General features: G+C 65.1%; 22 protein-coding genes. 5 read left to right on the forward strand and 17 right to left on the reverse strand.

Annotation, left to right across the window (positions count from 1 at the left end):
• Positions 1 to 675 (reverse strand): hypothetical protein (locus tag ACE3SL_RS14820; RefSeq protein ID WP_374526492.1); only part of this gene is annotated, 675 nt, incomplete at its 3' end.
• 174 nt (positions 676 to 849) lie between these two features.
• On the opposite strand from ACE3SL_RS14820, the gene ACE3SL_RS14825 reads away from it, so the two are divergent.
• Positions 850 to 2,241 (forward strand): cytochrome P450, encoded by a 1,392-nt coding sequence (locus ACE3SL_RS14825; RefSeq protein ID WP_374526521.1) that lies wholly within the window; start codon positions 850 to 852, stop codon positions 2,239 to 2,241.
• A gap of 142 nt (positions 2,242 to 2,383) precedes the next feature.
• Complete coding sequence (locus ACE3SL_RS14830; RefSeq protein ID WP_374526493.1) at positions 2,384 to 3,028, forward strand: extensin family protein; 645 nt, start codon at positions 2,384 to 2,386, stop codon at positions 3,026 to 3,028.
• Positions 3,029 to 3,085: 57 nt separating this feature from the next.
• On the opposite strand, the gene ACE3SL_RS14835 is transcribed toward ACE3SL_RS14830, so the two are convergent.
• The 10 genes from ACE3SL_RS14835 to ACE3SL_RS14880 form a co-directional block, all read right to left on the reverse strand.
• On the reverse strand, positions 3,086 to 3,442 hold the full coding sequence (locus ACE3SL_RS14835; protein ID WP_374526494.1) for a HesB/IscA family protein: 357 nt from the start codon (positions 3,440 to 3,442) through the stop codon (positions 3,086 to 3,088).
• Positions 3,442 to 3,924: an SUF system Fe-S cluster assembly protein gene (locus ACE3SL_RS14840; RefSeq protein WP_374526495.1), complete on the reverse strand. Its 483-nt coding sequence runs from the start codon at positions 3,922 to 3,924 to the stop codon at positions 3,442 to 3,444. The genes ACE3SL_RS14835 and ACE3SL_RS14840 overlap by 1 nt, the downstream gene beginning before the upstream one ends.
• A complete protein-coding gene (locus ACE3SL_RS14845) occupies positions 3,921 to 5,066 on the reverse strand; it encodes an aminotransferase class V-fold PLP-dependent enzyme (RefSeq protein WP_374526522.1) in 1,146 nt (381 codons plus the stop codon). Before ACE3SL_RS14845 ends, ACE3SL_RS14840 begins: the two co-directional genes overlap by 4 nt.
• 59 nt (positions 5,067 to 5,125) lie before the next feature.
• Complete coding sequence (locus ACE3SL_RS14850) at positions 5,126 to 5,854, reverse strand: SufD family Fe-S cluster assembly protein (protein WP_374526496.1); 729 nt, start codon at positions 5,852 to 5,854, stop codon at positions 5,126 to 5,128.
• A gap of 115 nt (positions 5,855 to 5,969) precedes the next feature.
• On the reverse strand, positions 5,970 to 6,713 hold the full coding sequence (gene sufC, locus ACE3SL_RS14855) for a Fe-S cluster assembly ATPase SufC (protein WP_374526497.1): 744 nt from the start codon (positions 6,711 to 6,713) through the stop codon (positions 5,970 to 5,972).
• A 114-nt stretch (positions 6,714 to 6,827) separates the two neighbouring features.
• A complete protein-coding gene (locus tag ACE3SL_RS14860; protein WP_374526498.1) occupies positions 6,828 to 7,091 on the reverse strand; it encodes a hypothetical protein in 264 nt (87 codons plus the stop codon).
• 99 nt (positions 7,092 to 7,190) lie between these two features.
• Complete coding sequence (sufB, locus tag ACE3SL_RS14865; RefSeq protein WP_374526499.1) at positions 7,191 to 8,678, reverse strand: Fe-S cluster assembly protein SufB; 1,488 nt, start codon at positions 8,676 to 8,678, stop codon at positions 7,191 to 7,193.
• Positions 8,675 to 9,136, reverse strand: coding sequence for an SUF system Fe-S cluster assembly regulator (locus ACE3SL_RS14870; RefSeq protein WP_374526500.1), 462 nt, complete (start codon positions 9,134 to 9,136; stop codon positions 8,675 to 8,677). Before ACE3SL_RS14870 ends, sufB begins: the two co-directional genes overlap by 4 nt.
• A gap of 298 nt (positions 9,137 to 9,434) precedes the next feature.
• Positions 9,435 to 10,319: a helix-turn-helix domain-containing protein gene (locus ACE3SL_RS14875; RefSeq protein ID WP_374526501.1), complete on the reverse strand. Its 885-nt coding sequence runs from the start codon at positions 10,317 to 10,319 to the stop codon at positions 9,435 to 9,437.
• A 91-nt stretch (positions 10,320 to 10,410) separates the two neighbouring features.
• On the reverse strand, positions 10,411 to 12,222 hold the full coding sequence (locus ACE3SL_RS14880) for a DUF885 family protein (protein WP_374526502.1): 1,812 nt from the start codon (positions 12,220 to 12,222) through the stop codon (positions 10,411 to 10,413).
• A 67-nt stretch (positions 12,223 to 12,289) separates the two neighbouring features.
• Between ACE3SL_RS14880 and ACE3SL_RS14885 the strand changes: the two genes are divergently transcribed.
• The 3 genes from ACE3SL_RS14885 to ACE3SL_RS14895 all read left to right on the forward strand — a co-directional run bounded on the left by ACE3SL_RS14885 (position 12,290) and on the right by ACE3SL_RS14895 (position 17,214).
• Positions 12,290 to 13,360 carry a quinone-dependent dihydroorotate dehydrogenase gene (locus ACE3SL_RS14885; protein WP_374526503.1) on the forward strand — a complete coding sequence of 357 codons (1,071 nt, stop codon included), beginning with the start codon at positions 12,290 to 12,292 and terminating at the stop codon, positions 13,358 to 13,360.
• Between the two features lie 176 nt (positions 13,361 to 13,536).
• Entirely contained in the window at positions 13,537 to 15,228 is a 1,692-nt protein-coding gene (gene ggt, locus ACE3SL_RS14890; RefSeq protein ID WP_374526504.1) for a gamma-glutamyltransferase, read from the forward strand.
• Between the two features lie 156 nt (positions 15,229 to 15,384).
• Positions 15,385 to 17,214: a long-chain fatty acid--CoA ligase gene (locus ACE3SL_RS14895; RefSeq protein ID WP_374526505.1), complete on the forward strand. Its 1,830-nt coding sequence runs from the start codon at positions 15,385 to 15,387 to the stop codon at positions 17,212 to 17,214.
• 183 nt (positions 17,215 to 17,397) lie between these two features.
• On the opposite strand, the gene ACE3SL_RS14900 is transcribed toward ACE3SL_RS14895, so the two are convergent.
• From ACE3SL_RS14900 to ACE3SL_RS14925, 6 genes are all read right to left on the reverse strand, one after another.
• Entirely contained in the window at positions 17,398 to 17,847 is a 450-nt protein-coding gene (locus tag ACE3SL_RS14900) for a hypothetical protein (protein WP_374526506.1), read from the reverse strand.
• Between the two features lie 67 nt (positions 17,848 to 17,914).
• Positions 17,915 to 18,658: a hydroxyacylglutathione hydrolase gene (gene gloB, locus ACE3SL_RS14905; protein WP_374526507.1), complete on the reverse strand. Its 744-nt coding sequence runs from the start codon at positions 18,656 to 18,658 to the stop codon at positions 17,915 to 17,917.
• Positions 18,659 to 18,728: 70 nt separating this feature from the next.
• Positions 18,729 to 19,166 (reverse strand): VOC family protein, encoded by a 438-nt coding sequence (locus ACE3SL_RS14910; RefSeq protein ID WP_374526508.1) that lies wholly within the window; start codon positions 19,164 to 19,166, stop codon positions 18,729 to 18,731.
• A gap of 8 nt (positions 19,167 to 19,174) precedes the next feature.
• Positions 19,175 to 19,612, reverse strand: coding sequence for an acyl-CoA thioesterase (locus ACE3SL_RS14915; RefSeq protein WP_374526509.1), 438 nt, complete (start codon positions 19,610 to 19,612; stop codon positions 19,175 to 19,177).
• A gap of 134 nt (positions 19,613 to 19,746) precedes the next feature.
• A complete protein-coding gene (locus ACE3SL_RS14920; RefSeq protein WP_374526523.1) occupies positions 19,747 to 20,508 on the reverse strand; it encodes an alpha/beta fold hydrolase in 762 nt (253 codons plus the stop codon).
• Complete coding sequence (locus ACE3SL_RS14925) at positions 20,505 to 20,759, reverse strand: DUF6356 family protein (RefSeq protein WP_374526510.1); 255 nt, start codon at positions 20,757 to 20,759, stop codon at positions 20,505 to 20,507. Before ACE3SL_RS14925 ends, ACE3SL_RS14920 begins: the two co-directional genes overlap by 4 nt.
• Positions 20,760 to 20,846 lie beyond the last annotated feature (87 nt).

Consider the following 20,846-nt stretch of genomic DNA (forward strand, 5'->3'; position numbering starts at 1 on the left):
CGGCGACCAGTTGCGCGGCGGGCGCTGAACGCTCTGCGGCCGCTCGGGCGCGGGATTGACGGTGCCGGCTCCCGGCGTGGGGCGGTCGCGCCACGGGCGGCCCGCACCGGGGCGATCGGGGCGCACAGGGTTGCTCGTCGTCGGCGGCGTACCGGGATTGATGCGATCGCGCCAGCGACCGGGCCGCGTACCATGCTGTCCGTCGCCATGGTCGGGGCGACCCTGCCAGCCGCCGGGGCGGTCCGGCTTGCCGTTGCCATCGGGTTTGCCGTGGCCGGGACGGTTCCAGTTGCCGTGATCGCCGCCATGATGCTTCCACCAGGCACGGCGTCCGCCCCAATAGTTCAGATACTGGCCACGCAGCGGATAGCGGTTGTGGTAGCTGTCGAAGAGCCACATGCCATAGCCGGGATAGTAATAATTGTCGTACCAGCCGCCGCCGAAGCCGATCTGCGCGAAGCCGCCGCTATAGTCGGCGCTGTCGTAGCAGTCGTAGCCATAGCCGTCGTCATAGGCATAGCCATCGCCGTCGTAATAATCGGCGCCATAGCGCGTCGCGCAGTCGCCGCCGGCATAGCTGCTGCCATAGACATCGCCATAATAGCAGCCGCCGAGCGTCGTCGTCGCGAGCGCGGCGAGCGCGATGGGGAGAGATTTTCCAAAGGCCTTGGGCATGGCTTTATCCTTCAACGGATCAAACGGACGCGACCCGTCATCTTGCCATGAGATTGCACGAGCCGAGTTGAATTTGCGGTGAATGGAGCCGCGGGCCGCGGCAAGCGTTACTTGCATTGGTGTCAGTAGTTCGATAGCCAGAAGATATTGGCAACGAAGGATGAGACCTCGCGCATGAACGCCCCTGCGAAACTCAACTGGTCGGAAGCCCGCTTCGGCCCCGATACGGCGCATTGGCTGCCGCGCAATCCCGATGCGGGGCTCGACCATATTCCGGGCGAAGACGGCCTGCCGGTGATCGGCAACACGCTCGAGCAGCTGCGCGACTATCCCGCCTTCACGCGGCGCATGGTCGCGAAATATGGCCGCGTTTATCGCAACAACAGCTTTGGCGGGCGCAGCGTTGCGCTGCACGGCCCGGAGGCGAACGAGCTGATCATGTTCGACCGCGAGAAAATCTTCTCGTCCGAACAGGGCTGGGGACCGGTGCTTAACCTGCTTTTTCCGCGCGGGCTGATGCTGATGGACTTCGAGCGGCACCGCGCCGACCGCAAGATATTGTCGGTCGCGTTCAAGCCCGAGCCGATGCGGCACTATGCCGACTCGCTGAACGAAGGGATTCGCGATCGCGTTCGGGCCTGGAGCGGCAAGAGCCTCCAATTCTATCCCGCGATCAAGGAGCTGACGCTCGATCTGGCGGCGACGAGCTTCCTCGGCATTCCGTGGGGACCCGAAGCCGACAAGGTCAACAAGGCCTTCGTCGACATGGTGCAGGCGTCGATCGGCGTCGTGCGCCGCCCGCTGCCCTTCACCGCGATGGGCCGCGGCGCGAAGGGGCGGGCCTGGCTCGTCGATTATTTCGGCAGGATGGTGCCCGAGCGGCGCGAGGGCGCGGGCGAGGATATTTTCAGCCAGATCTGCCGCGCGAAGGACGACGACGGCGAATATCTCGGCACCGGCGCGATCGTCGATCATATGAACTTCCTGATGATGGCCGCGCACGATACCATCACCAGCTCGATCACGACGATGGTCTGGCAGCTCGCGAAGCATCCTGAATGGCAGGACAAGCTGCGCGAGGAGATGCTGGCCGTTGCACCGGCGGGCGAGGGCGTCGGGCACAACGGCCTCGGCGAGCTCGAACTGACCGAATGGGCGTTCAAGGAGTCGCTGCGTCTCGTGCCGCCGGTGCCGACCTTTCCGCGCCGAGCGCTCAAGGATTTCGAGTTCGGCGGCTATCGCATCCCCGCGGGGACCAGCGTCGGGGTCAGCCCCGCCTTCACCCATATGATGGAGGAGCATTGGCCCGAGCCCGCCAAGTTCGACCCGATGCGCTTCGCCCCCGAGCCGACGCGCGAGCGGCACAAATATGCCTGGGTGCCCTTCGGCGGCGGCGCACATATGTGCCTCGGACTCCACTTCGCATACATGCAGGCGAAGATCTTCTTCCATCATGTCGTCACCACGCACCGCATCACGGTGCGCGAGGGCTACGCTCCCGAATGGCAGATGCTCCCGATCCCGCGCCCGAAGGACGGGCTGACGGTGACGTTCGAGCCGCTCTGATCAGAATCACCTCCCCCTTGATGGGGGAAGGGGCATTGTGCCGCCGCTCCTCGTCGCCCATTTGGGGCGAGTGACGAATCCTCGCCCTTATCTTACATGGTTCGCCGTCGCGGTCGTGGCGACTATCGCTGCAATATGGCTGATGACCTGGGTGCGCGAGCATCCCGAACATTTCCCCGGCGCGCGGTTCGAGTTCAGCCATCCGCAGGGCTGGGCGACGCACCGCAAGCTGATGAATTTCGTGCGCGACGATGCCGCCTGCTTTGCCGCCTTCGACCGCGCGAGGGCGGGCTATGAGCGGCGGCCGGTCGTCGGGACCGGCCAGTGCCGCGCGAGCCAGCGCATGGTCCTGACCGGCAACGGCCTCGTGCCGACGATGCGCCCCTTCTATGCCGCGCCGGGTTGCGCGGTGACCGCGGCGATGGCGCTCTGGACCCACGATGTCGTGCAGCCCGCGGCGCGGAAATATTTCGGACAGAATGTCATCGAGCTCGAAAATCTCGGCAGCTACAATTGCCGCAAGATCGCGGGAAAGCAGACGCAGAGCGAGCATTCGACCGCCAATGCGATCGACATCTCGGCTTTCATTCTGGCCGACGGGACGCGGATCACGCTGATCAACGACTGGACGCCGGGCGACAAGCGCAGCGAATTTCTGCACGCCGTCCGCGACAGATCGTGCGGCCTGTTCTCGACCGTGCTGTCACCCGATCACAACGCCGCGCACGCCAATCATTTCCACCTCGACATGGCGATACGAACGGGGGGCTGGACGGTCTGTGACTGAGCATTTGCAGGTCAGGCGATCGCCTGATGACTTGGAAAATGCGGCAACGAGAGGGGCTTAGACAGTGAAGCTCTCGCCGCAGCCGCACGCGCCCTTGGCGTTCGGGTTCTCGAACACGAAGCCCGCGGCGAAATCGTCCTCGACCCAGTCCATCGTGCTGCCGATGAGGTACAGAACCGATGCCCCGTCGATGTAGAAGACGCCGCCCGGTGTCTCGATCTTCTCGTCGAACTTCGCCTCTTCGGTCACATAATCGACCGAGTAGGCGAGCCCCGAACAGCCGCGGCGCGGGGTCGACAGCTTGACGCCGATCGCGCCTTCGGGCGCCGAGGCCATCAGCTTCGCGATGCGTTCCTCGGCGTTCGGCGTCAGCGTGACGGCGGCGGGGCGGGCGCGGATCTTGGTCTCGGTCATTACAACATCCCCAGTTCGAGGCGCGCTTCGTCGCTCATATTGGCGGGCGACCAAGGCGGGTCCCAGACGAGATTGACCTCGGCATCGCCGACGCCCGGCACCGCGCCGACGCGCAGTTCGACCTCGCCCGGCATCGATTCGGCGACCGGGCAGTGCGGCGTGGTCAGCGTCATCGTGACCATCACATGCCCCTCGTCGATCTCGACATTGTAGATCAGGCCGAGGTCATAGATGTTCACCGGAATCTCGGGGTCGTAAATGTCTTTCAGCGCGTTGATCACTGCTTCGTACAGGTCGCCGCCGACCGCGCCGGGATCGGCGGCCGCGGGTTTCGCGGCGAGGAAGCCTTCCAGATAGTCGCGCTTGCGCTCGAGCTTCTCGCCCATCGTTTCCGGTGTGGTCTCGACATCTTCGACGCGCGCCTTCGGCGGAGCCTCGACGCGTTCCACTTCCTCGACCCTGATCGTCCGCTCTTCGTTCATCCGAAAATCCTCTCGACGCGGGCGAGGCCGTCGATCAGCGCCGTCACATCGTCGTCGTTGCTGTACAATCCAAAACTCGCGCGCGCGGTCGCCGGAACGCCGAGATGTTCCATCAGCGGCTGCGCGCAATGATGCCCGGCACGGATCGCGACCCCGCTTTCGTCCAAGATAGTGCCGATGTCGTGCGGATGAACCCCCGCCATCGCGAAACTGACGATTCCGGCGCTGTTTTCGGGACCGAAAAGCGTGATGCTGTTCTTGCGTGCGAGTTGCTCGCGCAAGGCTCCGACCAGCGCACATTCATGCGCGTGGATAGCGTCGATGCCTATGGCGGAGACATAGTCGACCGCCGCCGCGAGCCCCAGCGCCTCGACGATCGCCGGGGTGCCCGCCTCGAAGCGCGTCGGGGCGGGGGCGTAGGTCGTCTTCGCGAAGGTTACGCGGTCGATCATCGACCCGCCGCCCTGCCACGGCGGCAGCGCGTCCAATTTGTCGCTCCACAACACCCCGATGCCGGTCGGCCCGTAAAGCTTGTGGCCCGAAAAGGCATAATAATCGCAGCCGAGCGCCGCGACATCGACGGGCAGCCGCGGCACGGCCTGGCAGCCGTCGATCAGCAATTCGGCGCCGACGCGGTGGGCGAGTTCGGCGGCGCGCACGACGTCGAGCGGGCTGCCGAGCACGTTCGAGACATGCGCGAAGGCGACCATATTATGTTCGGGGGTCAGGATTTTCTCGGCGGCATCGAGGTCGATGCGCCCGTCCCCGGTCAGCGGGCAGACGTCGATTTCCCAACCTGCCAACTGCCACGGTACGATATTGCTGTGATGTTCGAGCACCGACAGCAGCACGCGGCCCTTCTTCGGATGCGAGTAAGCGACGAGATTGATCGCCTCGGTCGCGCCGCGCACGAAGACGACCTGATCGTCCTTGGCGCCGATGAACGCCGCGATCCGCCGCCGCGCCGCCTCATAGGCGAGCGTCATGTCCGCCGAGCGGGCATAGACGCCGCGATGCACGGTCGCATAGTCACGGCCCATCGCGAGGGTGCAGGCATCGAGAACCGCCTGCGGCTTCTGCGCTGTCGCCGCGGTATCGAGATAGTGCCAGCCGGCGGTCAGGCCGGGAAAGTCGGCCCTGATGTCCCCATCCCGCGTGCGGGTGGGGTTAGGGGAGGGCGTGTCCGTGGCTGTCGCGACGCTCACACCAACTCTCCCAGCTTCGCCAGCGCGAGCGCCTGCAGCTTTTCCTCATCCTCGGCGCCGTCGAACACGCCCGCGACGAAAGCCTGCAGCAAAATCTTTTTTGCCTCGGCGGGCGGGAGCCCGCGCGACTGGAGATAGTAAAGGCTCATCGCATCGAGCTCGCCGATCGCGCAGCCGTGCGCGCATTTGACGTCGTCGGCGAAGATTTCGAGTTCGGGCTTGGCGTTCGCGGTCGCGCCCCTTTCGAGCAGCATCGCCTTCACATCCTGCTCGCTGTCGGTCTGCTGCGCATCGCGCGCAACCGCGACCTTGCCGAGATAGGTGCCCGTCGCGGTGCCGCCGAGCACCGAGCGCACCATCTGCCGCGACGTCGCACCGGGTTCGGCGTGGGTGACGGTGGTGATGATCTCAAGGGTCTGCTCGCCCCCGCCGATCTGCGCCGCGCCGAGGGCGAAATCGGCGCCTTCGTGCAGGGTGACGTTCAGTTCGATCCGCCCATAAGCGCCGCCGATGTTGAGCACATGCAGCTTGGCAACCGCACCCTTGCCAAGGGTGAGCTCGATCTGCCGGATCGCGCCTGCATCCTGCACGATCGCGCGGCGGAAGTCGCCGCCCGCGGGCACGACGATGCTCTCGGGCGCGGGCAGCGGCCAGAGGTGCGCCAGCGCCTCCATGTCGCTGTAACGCCAGGCCTCATCGCGGCGCGTGGGGATTGGTACTGCCATCACGGCCTGCTCCCCTCCGCGTCTCCGCGTCTCCGCGTGAACAGAATATAGGATTCACGCGGAGACGCGGAAACGCGGAGAATAGAAGAGATTGCGCCTTTGGCGCGAAAACGTGTCACGCCGCAATCTCCGCATAGCCTTGACGTTCGAGTTCGAGCGCCAGTTCGGGCCCGCCCGACTTGACGATGCGGCCGCCGGCGAGGACATGGACGTAATCGGGCTGCACATAGTCGAGCAGGCGCTGATAGTGGGTGATCAGCAGCACCGCCTTGTCGGGGCGCCGCATGATTGCGTTGATCCCGTCGCCGACGATGCGCAGCGCGTCGATGTCGAGGCCCGAGTCCGTCTCGTCGAGGATCGCGAGCTTCGGGTCGAGGATGCCCATCTGCACCATCTCGTTGCGCTTCTTCTCGCCGCCCGAAAAGCCGACGTTCACCGGGCGCTTGAGCATGTCCATGTCGAGCTTGAGCAGCCCGGCCTTTTCGCGCGCCAGCTTCAGGAAGTCGCCGCCCGACAGCGGTTCTTCCCCGCGCGCCTTGCGCTGGGCGTTGAGCGCCTCGCGCAGGAACTGGACGTTCGACACGCCGGGAATTTCGACCGGATATTGAAAGCCGAGGAACAGGCCGGCGGCGGCGCGTTCGTGCGGGTCCATGGCGAGGAGATCCTGCCCATCGAACGTCACCGACCCCTCGGTAACTTCATAACCGGGCCGCCCGCCGAGCACATAGGAGAGCGTCGACTTGCCCGCGCCGTTCGGCCCCATGATCGCATGGATCTCGCCCGCATTGATGCTGAGCGACAACCCCTTGAGGATCGGCTTGTCGGCAACGGCGGCGTGGAGGTTTTCGATCTGGAGCATGTCAGACTTTCAGGAAGGATTGGGCTGCGCTTCGCAGCCAAAGAGGAGCGCCCGCAAATAGCGGCGCGACAGAATGTTGGGAAAGCCCGCGAAGGACGGGTGGCGGGCCGCCGGCTATTCGGCGGCGAAGATTTCCACCAGTTCCGAATTGCCCATTTCGTCCACGTTGATCACGCTGGTGTTCTGCAGCTGCTGCAAACGCCGGATCAAGAGGTTGATCGAATGGTGCGGGACGGTGACCACCTCGTCGCGATCGCGGTCCGATTGCTTTTGCTGGCGGATGGCGACGCCGTGCTGCGTCGGATAGGCGGTGATCGCCTGAACGGGATGCACCACCAGATCGGCGTCCGACCAGTTGAATTCCAAACCCCGTGCCATGCCCGCGCCTCCCGACCGAATCCGACTCACCGTGACGATAAGGCAAAGAGGCGGCCGAAAATGTCCCCGATTGCGGACTGGAAGCGAATTTAAGGAGGCTCATCCGACGCTGCCTTCGAGGCTGATGCCGAGCAGCTTCTGGGCTTCGACCGCGAACTCCATCGGCAGCTGCTGCAGCACTTCCTTGGCGAAGCCGTTGACGATCAGCGCCACCGCCTCTTCCTGCGAAAGCCCGCGCTGCATCGCGTAGAAGAGCTGGTCGTCGCTGATCTTGCTCGTCGTCGCTTCATGCTCGACGGTCGCGGTCGGGTTGCGAACTTCGATGTACGGCACCGTATGCGCGCCGCACTGGTCGCCCAAAAGCAAGGAATCGCACTGGGTGAAGTTGCGCACCCCCTCGGCGTTCGGCGCGACGCGCACCAGCCCGCGATAGGTGCCGCTCGACTTGCCCGCGCTGATCCCCTTGCTGACGATGGTCGAGCGGGTGCGCTTGCCATTGTGGATCATCTTGGTGCCGGTGTCGGCCTGCTGGTAATTGTTGGTGACCGCGACCGAATAGAATTCGCCGACGCTGTCATCGCCGTTGAGCACACAGCTTGGATATTTCCAGGTGATCGCGCTGCCGGTTTCGACCTGCGTCCACGACACCTTGCTGCGCTTGCCCTGACAGAGGGCGCGCTTGGTCACGAAATTATAGATGCCGCCCTGGCCCTCGGCATTGCCGGGATACCAGTTTTGTACCGTCGAATATTTGATCTCGGCATCGTCGAGCGCGACCAGTTCGACCACCGCGGCGTGGAGCTGGTTCTCGTCGCGCATCGGCGCGGTGCAGCCTTCGAGATAGGAGACGTAAGCGCCCTTGTCGGCGACGATCAGGGTGCGCTCGAACTGCCCCGTGTTTTCGGCATTGATGCGGAAATAGGTGCTGAGCTCCATCGGGCAGCGCACCCCCTCGGGCACATAGACGAAGGTGCCATCCGAAAAGACCGCGCAATTGAGCGTCGCGAAATAATTGTCATGCATCGGCACGACCTTGCCGAGCCATTTCTTCACCAGCTCGGGATACTCGCGGACCGCCTCGCTGATCGAAAGGAAGATCACGCCCGCGCGTTTCAATTCCTCGCGGAAGGTCGTTGCCACCGAAACTGAATCGAACACCGCATCGACCGCAACCTTGCGCGCGCCCTCGACCCCCGCCAGCACTTTCTGTTCCTCGATCGGGATGCCGAGCTTCTTGTAGACTTCGAGGATTTCGGGGTCGACCTCGTCGAGCGACGACAGCTTGGGCTTCGCCTTGGGCGCCGCGTAATAATAGGCGTCCTGATAGTCGATCGGCGGCACGTTGAGCTTCGCCCAGTCGGGCGTCTCCATCGTCTGCCAGTGGCGGAACGCCTTCAGCCGCCAGTCGAGCATCCATTCGGGCTCGTTCTTCTTGGCGGAGATGAAGCGGACCGTATCCTCGGTGAGCCCCTTGGGTGCGAAGTCGGTCTCGATGGCGGAGGACCAGCCATGCTCATAATCGGCGACTTTCGCGGCGGCGTCGTGCGCGGCCTGATCCTTGACGGGGGCTTGGGTATTGTCGGTCATAATCTGATCTCGTCGCCGGCCAATGCCGGGGCAGGCCGGGTGAATACGGGTTTGGGCGCAGCGGCAAGGCTTGCGAGGCTGATGTCCGCGAGCGCGCTGCGCACCGCACCGTTCACGACGCCCCAGTGCGGCTGCACCTTGCAGCTGCCCTCGAGCGAGCAGTCGTGGCGGCCCTCGGACACGCAGGAGGTGAGGGCGATCGGGCCTTCGACTGCTTCGATGATATCCGCGACGCTGATCGCCGCCGCGGGCCGCGCAAGCCGCACTCCGCCGCCGCTGCCGCGCGAGGCGACGAGCAGACCGGCGCGCGCAAGCCCGCTGACCAGCTTCTGCGCCGTCGGTCCCGGAATGCCCGTCTGCTTGGCGAGCAGGCCGGCGTGAATCGGGACCGACCCGCACTGGCGGGCGGCGGCGCTCATCAGCACCACGGCATAATCGGCAAGGTTCGACAGACGCATGATCTTCTTCCGCCCGCAATTGCGAACGATTCTTAACTGGAGCAAATTACTCCACTTATATAGGCAAAGCGTCCGTGCGGCGCAAGCAAGCGCGATTTGGCCGGCCCAAAGAAAAATGGCACCCGCATGGCCGGGGCCAAACGGGTGCCAAGATGAAGGTCTCGGTCCTCGTCAGAGGAAGAGCTCTTCTGGGTCGCAAGGCCGGATTATGCCCGAGCGGCGATTCGCGATTGGATGAAAACGCCAAAACGACATTCGACGCTATTTTCTTTCGGCCCACCGCCGGAGGAAGCTCGTGTCAGGTATCCGAAACGAGCGGACTGACCTTCCCCGTCATCTGTTTACGGCCCCGCGTCGTCGCCTCGGTATAGAGGGTCGGTCGGGCGAGCTGGCCCGGGGTGGCGCCCGCGAAACGCTTGATTTCGCGAATCAGGTGCGACTGGTCGTAAAAGGCGTCGCCGAGTTGCGCCTCGTCGAGGCGTTCGCCGCGTGCCAGCGCTGAAGCGGCACGCACCGCACGATATTTGCGCGCCAGCATGCGCGGCGACAGGCCGTAATAATGTTTGGTCATCCGTTCGACCGAGCGGATCGACATGCCCGTCGCCGCGACGAGGTCGGGAACATGCGGCGACACCGAATCGGTCAGCCAGCGATCGACGGTGCGTGTGAACCAGACCGGCGCGGGCTCGTTTTTCTTCAGGACTTCGCGAACGAAATTATTGGCGATCACCAGCCGCTCGGCCGTATCCGCGGCGCCGATCAGCGCGTCGATCACCTCGTCGATCCAGCCGCCGAACAGGTCCGCGGCGTCGATGGCGCGGTCGGTCAGCTTGTCGGCATGTTCGCCCATCAGCGTCGCCCAGCCCGCGGGCATCATTCCGAAGCCATAGATGCGCAGGGGCCCCTTGCCGATCGCGCGGACGCTGCCGCTCGTCGGGCCGATGATCGTCGCGCGCCCCGCCGGAAAACGATGGCCGTCGGGGAAGACATATTCGCCCTCGGCCGTGCTCATGATGCGGAATTGCGGTCGGTCGGCGCGCTCGGCCTCGTCGAACAGCGGCATGTCGATGCGGACGAAATAGAAGCTCGATACCATCTCCGCCAGATCGGGGTCCGGCGGGAAATATTGGAGCTCGAACGGCGCGTCGCCGTCCGCGCCCGATGGCGAAGAAGATTCTTCCATGACGAGACCGACCCTTGGCAGCTTTATTGCTGCCTTTTTCTCTTCGTCATAATTTTCGATTTGCCGTGGCGCGTCAAGCCGCAATTCCGTGTCAGCGTTCCTTGGCGATCCAGGCATCGACGCGGCGCTCGAGAATGTCGAGCGGCACGGGACCCGATTGCAGCACGACGTCGTGGAAGGCGCGGATGTCGAATTTCGGCCCGAGCGCGGTCTGCGCGCGCGTCCTGAGTTCCATGATCTTGAGCTTGCCGATCAGATAGGCGGTCGCCTGCCCCGGATAGACGATATAGCGCTCGATCGCCTTTTCGATGTCGCCGTCGGGATTCGGGGTGTTGTCCTTGAGGTATTGGATCGCCTGCGCGCGGCTCCAGCGTTTGTCGTGGATGCCGGTATCGACGACGAGGCGGCAGGCGCGCCACAGCTCCATGCCGAGGCGGCCGAAATCGCTGTAGGGGTCGGTGTAAAAGCCCATATTCTTGGCGAGTTCCTCCGAATAGAGGCCCCAGCCTTCGGTATAGGCGGTGAAGCCGCCGAAGCGGCGGAAGGGCGGGAGGCCGGTGAGTTCGGTCTGCACCGCGCGCTGAAGATGGTGGCCGGGCACGCCCTCATGATAGGCGAGCGCCTCGAGCTCGGTCTTCGACATGTCGCGCAGGTCATAAAGATTGACATAATAGGTGCCCGGCCGCGATCCGTCGGGCGAGGGCGATTGGTAAAAGGCCTTGCCCGCCGATTTCTCGCGAAACGCCTCAACCGCCTTCACCTGCAGCGGCGCCTTGGGCAAGGTGTTGAAGAAGGTGGGGAGCCGCGCCTCCATCGCCTTCACCCTCGCCGCGACGTCGGCGAGATAGGCTTCGCGGGTCGTGTAATAATATTGCGGGCTTGTCCGCAGATGCGCGAAGAATTGGGGCAGCGTGCCCTTGAAGCCGACCTTCTTCATGATCGCTTCCATCTCGTGATGGATACGCGCGACCTCAGAGAGGCCAAGCTCGTGGATTTGCGCCGCGGTCATGTCGGTCGTGGTGTAATTCGCGAGCAGCGCCGCATAATAATCACTGCCACCCGGCATGCGCCACACGCCGTCATCGGTCGGCGCGACCTTTTGCTGGCGCTCCATCTCGGCGAGCAGGCGCGCGTAGGCGGGATCGGCGCTCTCGGCCCAGGCGGCTTTCGCGGCATCGACCAGCCGGGCCTTTTCGGCCGGGTCGGCATCGAGCTTGCCGACCTTCGCGCCAATGTCCTCAATCACCGCATTATCTGGCTTCAGCAGATTGCGGATGTCGGAGATGACATAGGCATAGACCCATTTGGGCGGCGCATAGCCTTTCGCGGCGCGCTCCGCCGATTGCGCCGACAGCGTATCGAGCAGCGGGCCGAGCCCGCGGATCCGTTCGACATAGGCCTCGGCTTCGGCGACATTGGCGACGCGGTGAATATTGATCAGAAAGGCCGGAAGCTGGCTCTGCGCCCCGTTCATCTGATCGAAGAGATAACCATGATCGCGGTAAGCGAAGAGGCGGTCGGCGCGTTCGGCCTGCGCGTTGAACAGCTCGTAGGACAGCGCGTCGTCGGCGGACAGCTTCGCGGGATCGAAGCTCGCGCGCATCGCCTCGGCGCTCGCCTGCTGCAATTTGTGGCGCGCGAACGCCGCCTCGTCGCTCGGGTCGTCCCAGCGGCCATAGTCGGCGTCGCGGATGCCGCGATAGGCCTTGCCCTGCGGTGAGAGCGAAAGCTGCGCCTCGTCATATTTCCGGAAGAATTCGGCGAGGTTCGCGCCGATCGAGGGTTCGGGGGCGGGGGAGATCGCGACCGGCACCGCGGCGTCGGGTGCAGCGGTCGCGCAGCCTGCAAGGGCCAGCACCGGCAGGCTGGCGGATGCGAGTGCGAAAAGACGGCGGTGCGACACGATTTTCTCCCTGTTTTCCGGTTGGAGCGGGCTTGCCATAGCGCCGTCGCGCGCGCAATGGCGGGGCATGTCGCTCTTCGCTTCCGCCGCCGATGCCGCCTATGCGTTTGTCCGTCCGCTCGTCCACGCGACCGACGGCGAGGCGGCGCATAATCTGACCCTGAACGCGCTCCAGCCGCTGCCGCGCGCGCGCCATGCACTGACCAGCCCGGTCCTCGCGGCCGAACTCGCGGGGCTGCATTTCCCGAACCCCGTCGGCCTCGCGCCAGGCTTCGACAAGGACGCGCGTGTCGCGCATGCGATGCCGCATTTCGGCTTCGGCTTCGTCGAGGTCGGGACGCTGACTCCGCTGCCGCAGGACGGCAATCCGCGCCCGCGCCTGTTCCGGCTGGTCGAGGACCGCGCGGTGATCAACCGCATGGGCTTCAACAACGGCGGGCAGGCGAAAGCCGCCGAGCGGATCGCGTGCCTCCGCCGTTACGGTCTGCCGGTGCCGCTCGGCATCAACATCGGCGCGAACAAGGACAGCGCCGACCGCATCGCCGACTATGCCAAGGGCACGGCGGCGATGGCGCCGCTTGCCGATTATCTGACGGTGAACATCTCGTCGCCGAACACGCCGGGGCTGCGGGCGTTGCAGGACAAGGGGGCGCTGGAAGCGCTGCTCGACGGCGTTGCGGCGGCACAGTCCCATGGTGCGCCGAAGCCCGTGTTCCTCAAGGTCGCCCCCGACCTCGAACCCGCCGACATCGACGACATCGTGGCGGTGGCGTTCGACAAGGGGCTGGCGGCCGTGATCGTCACGAACACGACCATCGTGCGTCCCGCGCTCGCTTCGCGCCATGCCGGGGAGGCTGGCGGCCTCTCGGGCGCGCCGCTCGCCGGACTCGCGCTTCAGCGCGTTCGGGATTTCCGCACCGCGAGCGGCGGCAAGCTGCCGCTGGTCGCGGCGGGCGGTATCGCGTCGCCCGAACAGGCGTGGGACCGCATCCGCGCCGGTGCCAGCCTGGTCCAGATCTATTCGGCGATGGTGTACGAAGGCCCCGGCCTTGCCGCGCGCATTGCGCACGGCCTCGAAAAGCTTGCCGCGCGTGATGGATTTGCGCGGGTGAGCGATGCGGTAGGGGTGGGCGAATAGATCCTCCCTGCCGCGAAGCGGTGGGGAGGGGGACCATCCGAAGGATGGTGGAGGGGCCGCAACGTCGCGTTATAGCCCCTCCGTCATCGCTTCGCGCTGACACCTCCCCATGGCTTCGCCACAGGGAGGATCGGTTGGGGTTGCGCTACCCCGACCCCCACGCCAATGTCGTCCCCATGATCAAACGACTCCTCGGCGCCGTCAGCCTGTTCGTCATCGCTATCCCGTCGCTCGCGAGCGCGCAGGGCGTCACCTCGTCCGCCGATCCGCGCGCGACCGAGGCGGGGCGGGAGATATTGCACGAGGGCGGCACCGCGGCCGACGCGGCGATCGCGATGGTCGCGGTGCTGACGCTCGTCGAGCCGCAGTCGAGCGGTATCGGCGGCGGCGGCTTCATGGTCTATCACGACGCGAAGGACGGCAGTATCGCGACGATCGACGGCCGCGAGACCGCGCCCGCCGCTGCGACGCCCGAGCGCTTCCTCGGCCCCGACGGCAAGCCGCGCGGCTACATGGATGTCATTCCCGGCGGGCTGTCGGTCGGCGTCCCTGGCAATGTCCGCCTGATGGAAATGGCGCACAAAAAATGGGGCAAGCTCGAATGGAAAGCCCTGTTCCAGCCCGCGATCAAGCTCGCCGAGCAGGGCTATCAGGTTACCCCCGCGCTCAACACCTGGCTCGTCCAGTTCGAGCCGCTGTGGAAGGAGTTTCCGGCGGCGCGCGCCATCTATTATGTAAATGGCAAGCCCGCGCCGGTCGGCACGACGATCAGGAACCCGGCCTATGCCGCGATCCTGCGCGACATCGCGGCGCGCGGTCCCGAGGCCTTCTACGCGGGCGCCAATGCGAAGGCGATCAGCGATGCCGTGGCCAAGGCGCCGCGCAACGCGACCCAGCTCACGCTGAAGGATCTCGCTGCCTACAAGGCGAAGGAGCGCCCCGCGGTCTGCACCACCTATCGCATCTACAAGCTTTGCGGCATGGGCCCGCCCTCGTCGGGCGCGACGACCGTGTTCGGCATCCTCGGGATGCTCGAAGCCTATGACATGAAGGCGATGGGCAAGGACAATCCGATGAGCTGGCATCTGCTCGCCGAGGCGATGCAACTCGCCTACGCCGACCGTGCCGCCTATCTGGGCGACGGCGATTTCGTCGAGGTGCCGGTGAAGGGCCTGCTCGACAAGAGCTACCTCGCCGAGCGCCGCCAGCTCATCTCGCCCTTCGGCGCCGCCGGCCATTACGAACCCGGTACCCCGCCGGGCGCCAGGCCGCGCGCCGCGGCGCCGCCGGTCAAGGAGCAGGGGACGACGCATTTCGTCGTGGTCGACAAGGACGGCGACGTCATGTCGATGACCTCGACGGTCGAGAGCATCTTCGGCAGCCAGCTGATGGCGAACGGCTATTTCCTCAACAACGAGCTCACCGACTTCGACCTTGCTCCGGTGAAGGACGGCGTCCCGACGCAGAACCGCGTGCAGGCAGGCAAAAGACCCTTGTCCTCGATGTCGCCGACGATCGTCTATGGCCCCGACGGCAAGGTCGTGCTCGCGCTCGGCTCGGCGGGGGGCAAGCGGATCATCATGCACGTCACCAAGACGCTGATCGGGGTGCTCGACTGGGGGCTCGACGCCAAAGCGGCGATGGAATTGCCCAATCTTTTCTTCGGCCAGCAGGGGGTGCTGATCGAAAATAATGCCGCGGGCGAGGCGATTGCCGCGAAGATGAAACCCTTCGGCTACAGCTTCACCGCGACCGATCTCAGCTCGAAGCTCAACGCGGTGCAGCGCACCGACGGCGGCTGGCAGGGCGCCGCCGACCCACGCGGCCCCGGCACCTCGTCGGTCGATGGTGCCCCGGCGCAGAACTAATATTATTCTCACCATCTCGTCATTGCGAGGGCCGGAGGCCCGTGGCAATCCAGGGTGGGGCAAGACAACTCTGGATTGCTTCGCTGCGCTCGCAATGACGAAGTGTTTGAAGCCATAACTATAATATCATCCAACCTCCCGAGGAGAGCGAGAGGCATGAAGCTGGTAAATCCCCATCTCGACCATTTCCCGAGTCTGGTCGCGATGTTCTTCGACCGCGCGGGGCGCGGCGGCGAAGACCCCTTCCTGTGGCGCAAGGCCGACCGCGCGTGGCAGCCGCTGTCATGGCGGCAGGTTGCGAACCAGGTGTCGGCGCTCGCGCACAATCTGCGCGAACTTGGCCTGAAAGAGGGCGACCGCGTCGTGCTGGTCAGCGAGAACCGGCCCGAATTCTGCATCGCCGACCTCGGCATCATGGCGGCGGGCTGCATCACCGTGCCGACCTACACGACCAACACCGAGCGCGATCATCAGCATATCCTCGACAACAGCGGCGCGAGCGCGGTGATCGTCTCGACCGCAAAGCTCGCGCGGACGCTGATGCCCGCGGTCCTCCGTTCGAACGTCAAGCTCGTCATCACGATGGAATCGATGCGCGTCGGCCAGCAGGGCGATGTGCAGGTGCTCGACTGGGACCCGCTGGTCGAGGGCGGCGAGGCCTATCGCGCCGAGACCGAAGCGCGCGGCCTCGCGATGACGCGCGACGACACCGCCTGCCTCATCTACACCAGCGGCACCGGCGGCGCCCCCCGCGGCGTGATGCAGCATCATGGCGCGATCCTGCACAATGGCGCCGGGGCGGCCGAGATTCTCGTCAACGATTTCGGCATCGGCGAGAATGAGACCTTCCTGTCCTTCCTGCCCTTGAGCCACGCCTATGAACATTCGGGCGGACAATTCCTGCCGATCATGGTCGGGGCGCAAATCTATTACAGCGAGGGGCTCGAAAAGCTCGTCTCGAACATCGAGGAGACGAAGCCGACGATCATGGTCGTCGTGCCGCGCCTGTTCGAAGTGATCCGCGCGCGGATGATCAAGTCGGTCGAGAAGCAAGGCAAGCTTGCGAACTGGATGCTCAGCCAGGCGCTGCGCGTCGGCGAGAAGGATTATGAGCGGCGCATGGGCGTGTTCGACCGCCCCGTCGATCTCCTCCTCAACAAGCTGTTCCGCCCCAAGATCCAGCAGCGCTTCGGCGGCCGGATGAAGGCGCTCGTCTCGGGCGGCGCGCCGCTCAATCCGGAGATCGGGGTATTCTTCCACTCGATCGGCCTGACCCTGCTGCAAGGCTATGGGCAGACCGAAGCGGGGCCCGTGATCAGCTGCAACCGCCCTGCGGCCGGGCTCAAGATGGACACCGTCGGCCCGCCGCTGATGAACACCGAGGTCCGAATCGCCGACGATGGCGAAATCCTCGTCCGCGGCGAGCTCGTCATGAAGGGCTATTGGCGCAACAAGCCCGAGACCGAACGCGTGCTGGTCCCCGATCCCGCCGAGCCCGACAAGGGGCCGTGGCTGCACACCGGCGACATCGGCCATATCGACGCCAGGGGCCGCATCGTCATCACCGACCGCAAGAAGGATCTGATCGTCAACGACAAGGGCGATAATGTCTCGCCGCAGCGGGTCGAGGGGATGCTGACGCTCCAGCCCGAAATATTGCAGGCGATGGTTTATGGCGACAAGCGCCCACACCTCGTCGGCATCATCGTCCCCGACCCCGAGTGGATGACCGAATGGGCCGAGGCCGAGGGGCTTCCCAAGGACCTCAAATTGCTGCGCGAGCACGAAAAGTTCCGCGCCGCGGTGCGCGCGGCGGTCGACCGCGTCAACGAGCAGCTTTCGGTGATCGAAAAGGTCCGCAAGTTCGACTTCGCCGATGAGCCTTTCACGATCGAGAATGAGCAGATGACGCCGTCAATGAAGATTCGCCGCCATATCCTGCGGCAGGTCTACGAAGACAAGATCGCGGCGCTGTACAAGGCCTGACGCCGGGGCTGATCCGCATCGTGCGAAGCCCAGACGCCCGCCGAGAAGACAGGTGCAGACGGACATCTGGGCTTCGCACGATGCGGATCGTCGGGCGGAATGCCGGCCTTCAAATGCAGGCGGGGATGCGACCCGAAAGAGCTCGGTGCAAACCGGAGCCCCGCCTGCGGCTGAACCGCCGGTTCAGCCAGCGCCCCCCGCCGGTTTGCGATAGGGGACGAATGGGCCAAAGACGCAGGTCGGACCGCGAATGCCGCTGGTGCGGTCGACCAGATGAAAGAAATCGCCTTCGCAGGTCGAGGAGCCGAACTGGCGGATCACCATGATGTCGCTGTCGCGCGCAAGGCCGGGGCAGCTCGCCTTGAGGTCGTTGCGATAGACGAGGTTGCGGCCCGATCGATAGAGAAGGATGGTGTCGGACACGCGGATCGTATCGCTGGCGCGATAGCTCGGAAGGCACCGGATCGGCTCGCCGGGGACCTTTCCGGCGAGCTGCTTGTCGAGCCGCTCGGCCTGCTTGGGACTCAGCGCCGCGGCGCCGGGCTCGGTGGTGCCGCCAGGCGCGCAGCCCGCGATCAGCGGGACCGCAAAACTCGTCAAGGCCGCAGCGCGGATCGGCTTGATCCATGTCATCGTCAGGCTCCTTGCCGCATCGGCGATGCTGGCCGTTTCGAAATGAACAGATGGTGAAGCAGCGGCATCAGGCGGCGTCCTTCAGCGCGCGGATGCGTCCGAGCTCGGCTGCGGTCGGGGCGCGGAGAAAGGGATTGGTCGCGCGCTCGGCGCCGATGCTCGTCGGCACGGTCGGCTCGCCCGCTGCGCGCGCCGCCTCGACCGCCGCCAGCCGCTCGGACAAGGCCTGATTGCCGGGATCGACCGTCACCGCGAAGCGCGCGTTCGACAGCGTATATTCGTGCGCGCAATAGACGCGCGTCGCATCGTCGAGCGCCCGGAAACGCTCCATGTTCGCGAACATCTGCTCGGCGGTGCCCTCGAACAGCCGGCCGCAGCCCATCGCGAACATCGTATCGCCGACGAAGATTACGCCATCGTCGGCGAAATGATAGGCGATATGGCCCGCCGTATGCGCGGGCACGTCCCACACCTCGGCGACGTGCGCGCCGAGCCGAACCGTGTCGCCGCCCTTAACCTGAACGTCGAGCGTCGGGATGCGCGCGAACTCCGCCGCAGGGCCGGTGATCGTGCAACCGCCCCACGCCTCGGCGGCTTCCTTGATCGCCGCGTTGCCGCCGGTGTGATCGGGGTGCCAGTGGGTGTTCCAGATATCGGTGATCGCCCAGCCGCGCGCCTTCGCGGCATCAAGCACCGGCTCGGCGACCGCGGGATCGACGGCCATCGTCGCCTTGCTGTCCGGATCGTGGACCAGCCAGACATAATTGTCGCTGAGGACCGGGATACGGACGATCTCGAGCGGGGCTGCCATGATTGTCTCCTTTCTTCCGGCCTGACTCTTGCCGATGACGGAGCGATCGGCCGCCGGCCTTGATTCCGCCTTACCAGCTACCCGTGTTCGGCATCGACGCCCAGGGTTCCTGCGGCGGCAGGTGGCCGTCCTGCAGCAGTTCGACCGAAATGCCGTCGGGTGAGCGGACGAAGGCCATATGCCCGTCGCGCGGCGGGCGGTTGATCGTCACCCCGGCGTCCATCAGCCGCTGGCAGGTCGCATAGATGTCATCGACGCGATAGGCGAGGTGGCCGAAATTGCGGCCGCCCGAATATTGCTCGGCCTGGCTGCCATCCTCAGGCGGCCAATTATAGGTGAGCTCGACCTCGGCGATGCCTTCCTGTCCCGGCGGTGCGAGGAAGATCAGCGTGAAGCGCCCCGCCTCGCTGTCGAAGCGGCGGACTTCCTCGAGCCCGATCAGCTTGAAGAAATCGATCGTGGCTTGCGGGTCCGAAACGCGGATCATCGTATGAAGATATTTGGTCATGCCCCTATCTAGGCGCGGAGGGCCCGACCTTCAAACGCTTCGAACAGGAATAGGAATTCGGACGGAACAGGCGCGGGCGCGCCCTGCGCTTCGGCGACGTGGACATAGATAAGCTGGCCGTCGGCGCGCAAGTCGTCCTGTCCGGCGCCGTGAAGCTCGAACCTGTAGGTCATCGAGCTGTTGCCGACGCGCTCGCAGCGCACGCAAATGTCGATTTCCTCGTCGAGCAGGATCGGGGCGCGATAATTGAGCTCGGCGCGCGCGACGTGAAATTCCGGGCTCTCATGCGCCGGCCAGCGATCATAGACGCCGACCCCGCGCCAATATTCGGTGATTCCGATGTCGAAATATTCGAGGTAGCGGCTGTTGAACACCACCGCCTGCGCGTCGATCTCGGCATAGCGGACGCGCTTTCGGACATGGAATTTGAACTCGCTGCGGGCCATGATGATCCTCTGAAATAGCTACCCAGTGTCCCCGCGAAGGCGGGGACCCATCTCCTGCCGGACCAGGATGGCACCGACCAAAGATGGACCCCCGCCTTCGCGGGGGAACATGTTCTTTTCAATAAAATTCCATTTCAGCCCGCGAGGCGCGCGACCGTGTCGACCAAGAGCGCGATGTCGGTGTTGCGCGACAGGCGATGGTCACCGCCCTTGACGAGCGTGACCTGCACATCCTCGCTGGCAAGCGCGGTCGAGAGGCGAAGGCTGATCGCGGGCGGAACATCCTTGTCCTCTTCGCCGTGGAGCAGGCGCACCGGGCAGGCGAGGGGAATCTTCGCGTCGAGCAGCCGGTTCGCCTCGCCCGACTGCCAGAAGCCGCGCGTCGTGACATAGGGCTGGTCGCCGTAGGGGGTTTCCTCGCGAAGCTCGCCTTCGGCGAGGATCAGCGCCTTCTCGGCGTCGCTGAAACCCCAGTCGGTGAAATCGGGCGCCGCCGCGATCCCGACGAGCCCGGCGACGCGCGCCGGCCCGTCGCGCTGCACCAGCGCGAGCGCGGTGAGCAGCATCAGCCAGCCCCCCATCGACGACCCAACGATCAGCACCGGCCCCTCGGCCTTCGCATCGATCAGGTCGAGCACGTCGCCGCGCCAGTCGAGCAGCGTCTGATCGGCAAACAGCCCGTCCGACAATCCGCATCCCGCATAGTCGAGCAACAGGCAGGCATGGCCCTCCGCCGCCGCCCAATCGAATAGCGCGGTTGCCTTACCGCCCGCCATGTCGGACATATAGCCGGGCAGGAAGACGATCGTCGGCCCCCTCCCTGCGACATGGCGATAGGCGAGCCGCGGGCGGGCCGCCCGTTCGAGATAATCGGGCGCGCCCTCCACCGGCGTCAGATGACCCAGTCGATCGTGTTCATCTGCATCACGGCCTGCCCCTTGGCGCGCCGCTGTTCGACCATGATCTTGTTGAGCCGCTGGATCGTGTCGCTGCCGGTGGTGATGCACCAGCCCGGAATTACCGCATGGACCAGCGCGCAGAGGCCGCCATAGATCATCGTCACCCCGAATTTCGACGCGACGCCGAAATGCTCGATGTAATTTTCATCGACGCTCTTCGGATGATCGACGAACAGGCGCTTGAACATCGGGGGCTGGCTCCTTTCCGGTTGCCGCCGCCCTAGCGGTTGTCCCGCCTGCTCGCAAGACGGGCGCGATCAGGTTGATCGTCATTG

Source organism: Sphingopyxis sp. (assembly GCF_041916015.1).
GTDB lineage: Bacteria > Pseudomonadota > Alphaproteobacteria > Sphingomonadales > Sphingomonadaceae > Sphingopyxis.

Excerpts from the sequence above, each read along its gene's own strand:
- sufC (WP_374526497.1), bottom strand. The coding sequence starts at position 6,713 with ATGCTCCAGATCGAAAACCTCCACGCCGCCGTTGCCGACAAGCCGATC.
- ACE3SL_RS14895 (WP_374526505.1), top strand. The coding sequence starts at position 15,385 with ATGAAGCTGGTAAATCCCCATCTCGACCATTTCCCGAGTCTGGTCGCG.
- ACE3SL_RS14840 (WP_374526495.1), bottom strand. The coding sequence starts at position 3,924 with ATGAACGAAGAGCGGACGATCAGGGTCGAGGAAGTGGAACGCGTCGAG.
- ACE3SL_RS14850 (WP_374526496.1), bottom strand. The coding sequence starts at position 5,854 with ATGGCAGTACCAATCCCCACGCGCCGCGATGAGGCCTGGCGTTACAGC.
- gloB (WP_374526507.1), bottom strand. The coding sequence starts at position 18,658 with ATGGCAGCCCCGCTCGAGATCGTCCGTATCCCGGTCCTCAGCGACAAT.
- ACE3SL_RS14830 (WP_374526493.1), top strand. The coding sequence starts at position 2,384 with ATGACCTGGGTGCGCGAGCATCCCGAACATTTCCCCGGCGCGCGGTTC.
- ACE3SL_RS14885 (WP_374526503.1), top strand. The coding sequence starts at position 12,290 with ATGTCGCTCTTCGCTTCCGCCGCCGATGCCGCCTATGCGTTTGTCCGT.
- ACE3SL_RS14860 (WP_374526498.1), bottom strand. The coding sequence starts at position 7,091 with ATGGCACGGGGTTTGGAATTCAACTGGTCGGACGCCGATCTGGTGGTG.
- ACE3SL_RS14870 (WP_374526500.1), bottom strand. The coding sequence starts at position 9,136 with ATGCGTCTGTCGAACCTTGCCGATTATGCCGTGGTGCTGATGAGCGCC.
- ACE3SL_RS14835 (WP_374526494.1), bottom strand. The coding sequence starts at position 3,442 with ATGACCGAGACCAAGATCCGCGCCCGCCCCGCCGCCGTCACGCTGACG.
- ACE3SL_RS14900 (WP_374526506.1), bottom strand. The coding sequence starts at position 17,847 with ATGACATGGATCAAGCCGATCCGCGCTGCGGCCTTGACGAGTTTTGCG.
- ACE3SL_RS14910 (WP_374526508.1), bottom strand. The coding sequence starts at position 19,166 with ATGACCAAATATCTTCATACGATGATCCGCGTTTCGGACCCGCAAGCC.
- ggt (WP_374526504.1), top strand. The coding sequence starts at position 13,537 with ATGATCAAACGACTCCTCGGCGCCGTCAGCCTGTTCGTCATCGCTATC.
- sufB (WP_374526499.1), bottom strand. The coding sequence starts at position 8,678 with ATGACCGACAATACCCAAGCCCCCGTCAAGGATCAGGCCGCGCACGAC.
- ACE3SL_RS14875 (WP_374526501.1), bottom strand. The coding sequence starts at position 10,319 with ATGGAAGAATCTTCTTCGCCATCGGGCGCGGACGGCGACGCGCCGTTC.
- ACE3SL_RS14925 (WP_374526510.1), bottom strand. The coding sequence starts at position 20,759 with ATGTTCAAGCGCCTGTTCGTCGATCATCCGAAGAGCGTCGATGAAAAT.
- ACE3SL_RS14915 (WP_374526509.1), bottom strand. The coding sequence starts at position 19,612 with ATGGCCCGCAGCGAGTTCAAATTCCATGTCCGAAAGCGCGTCCGCTAT.
- ACE3SL_RS14825 (WP_374526521.1), top strand. The coding sequence starts at position 850 with ATGAACGCCCCTGCGAAACTCAACTGGTCGGAAGCCCGCTTCGGCCCC.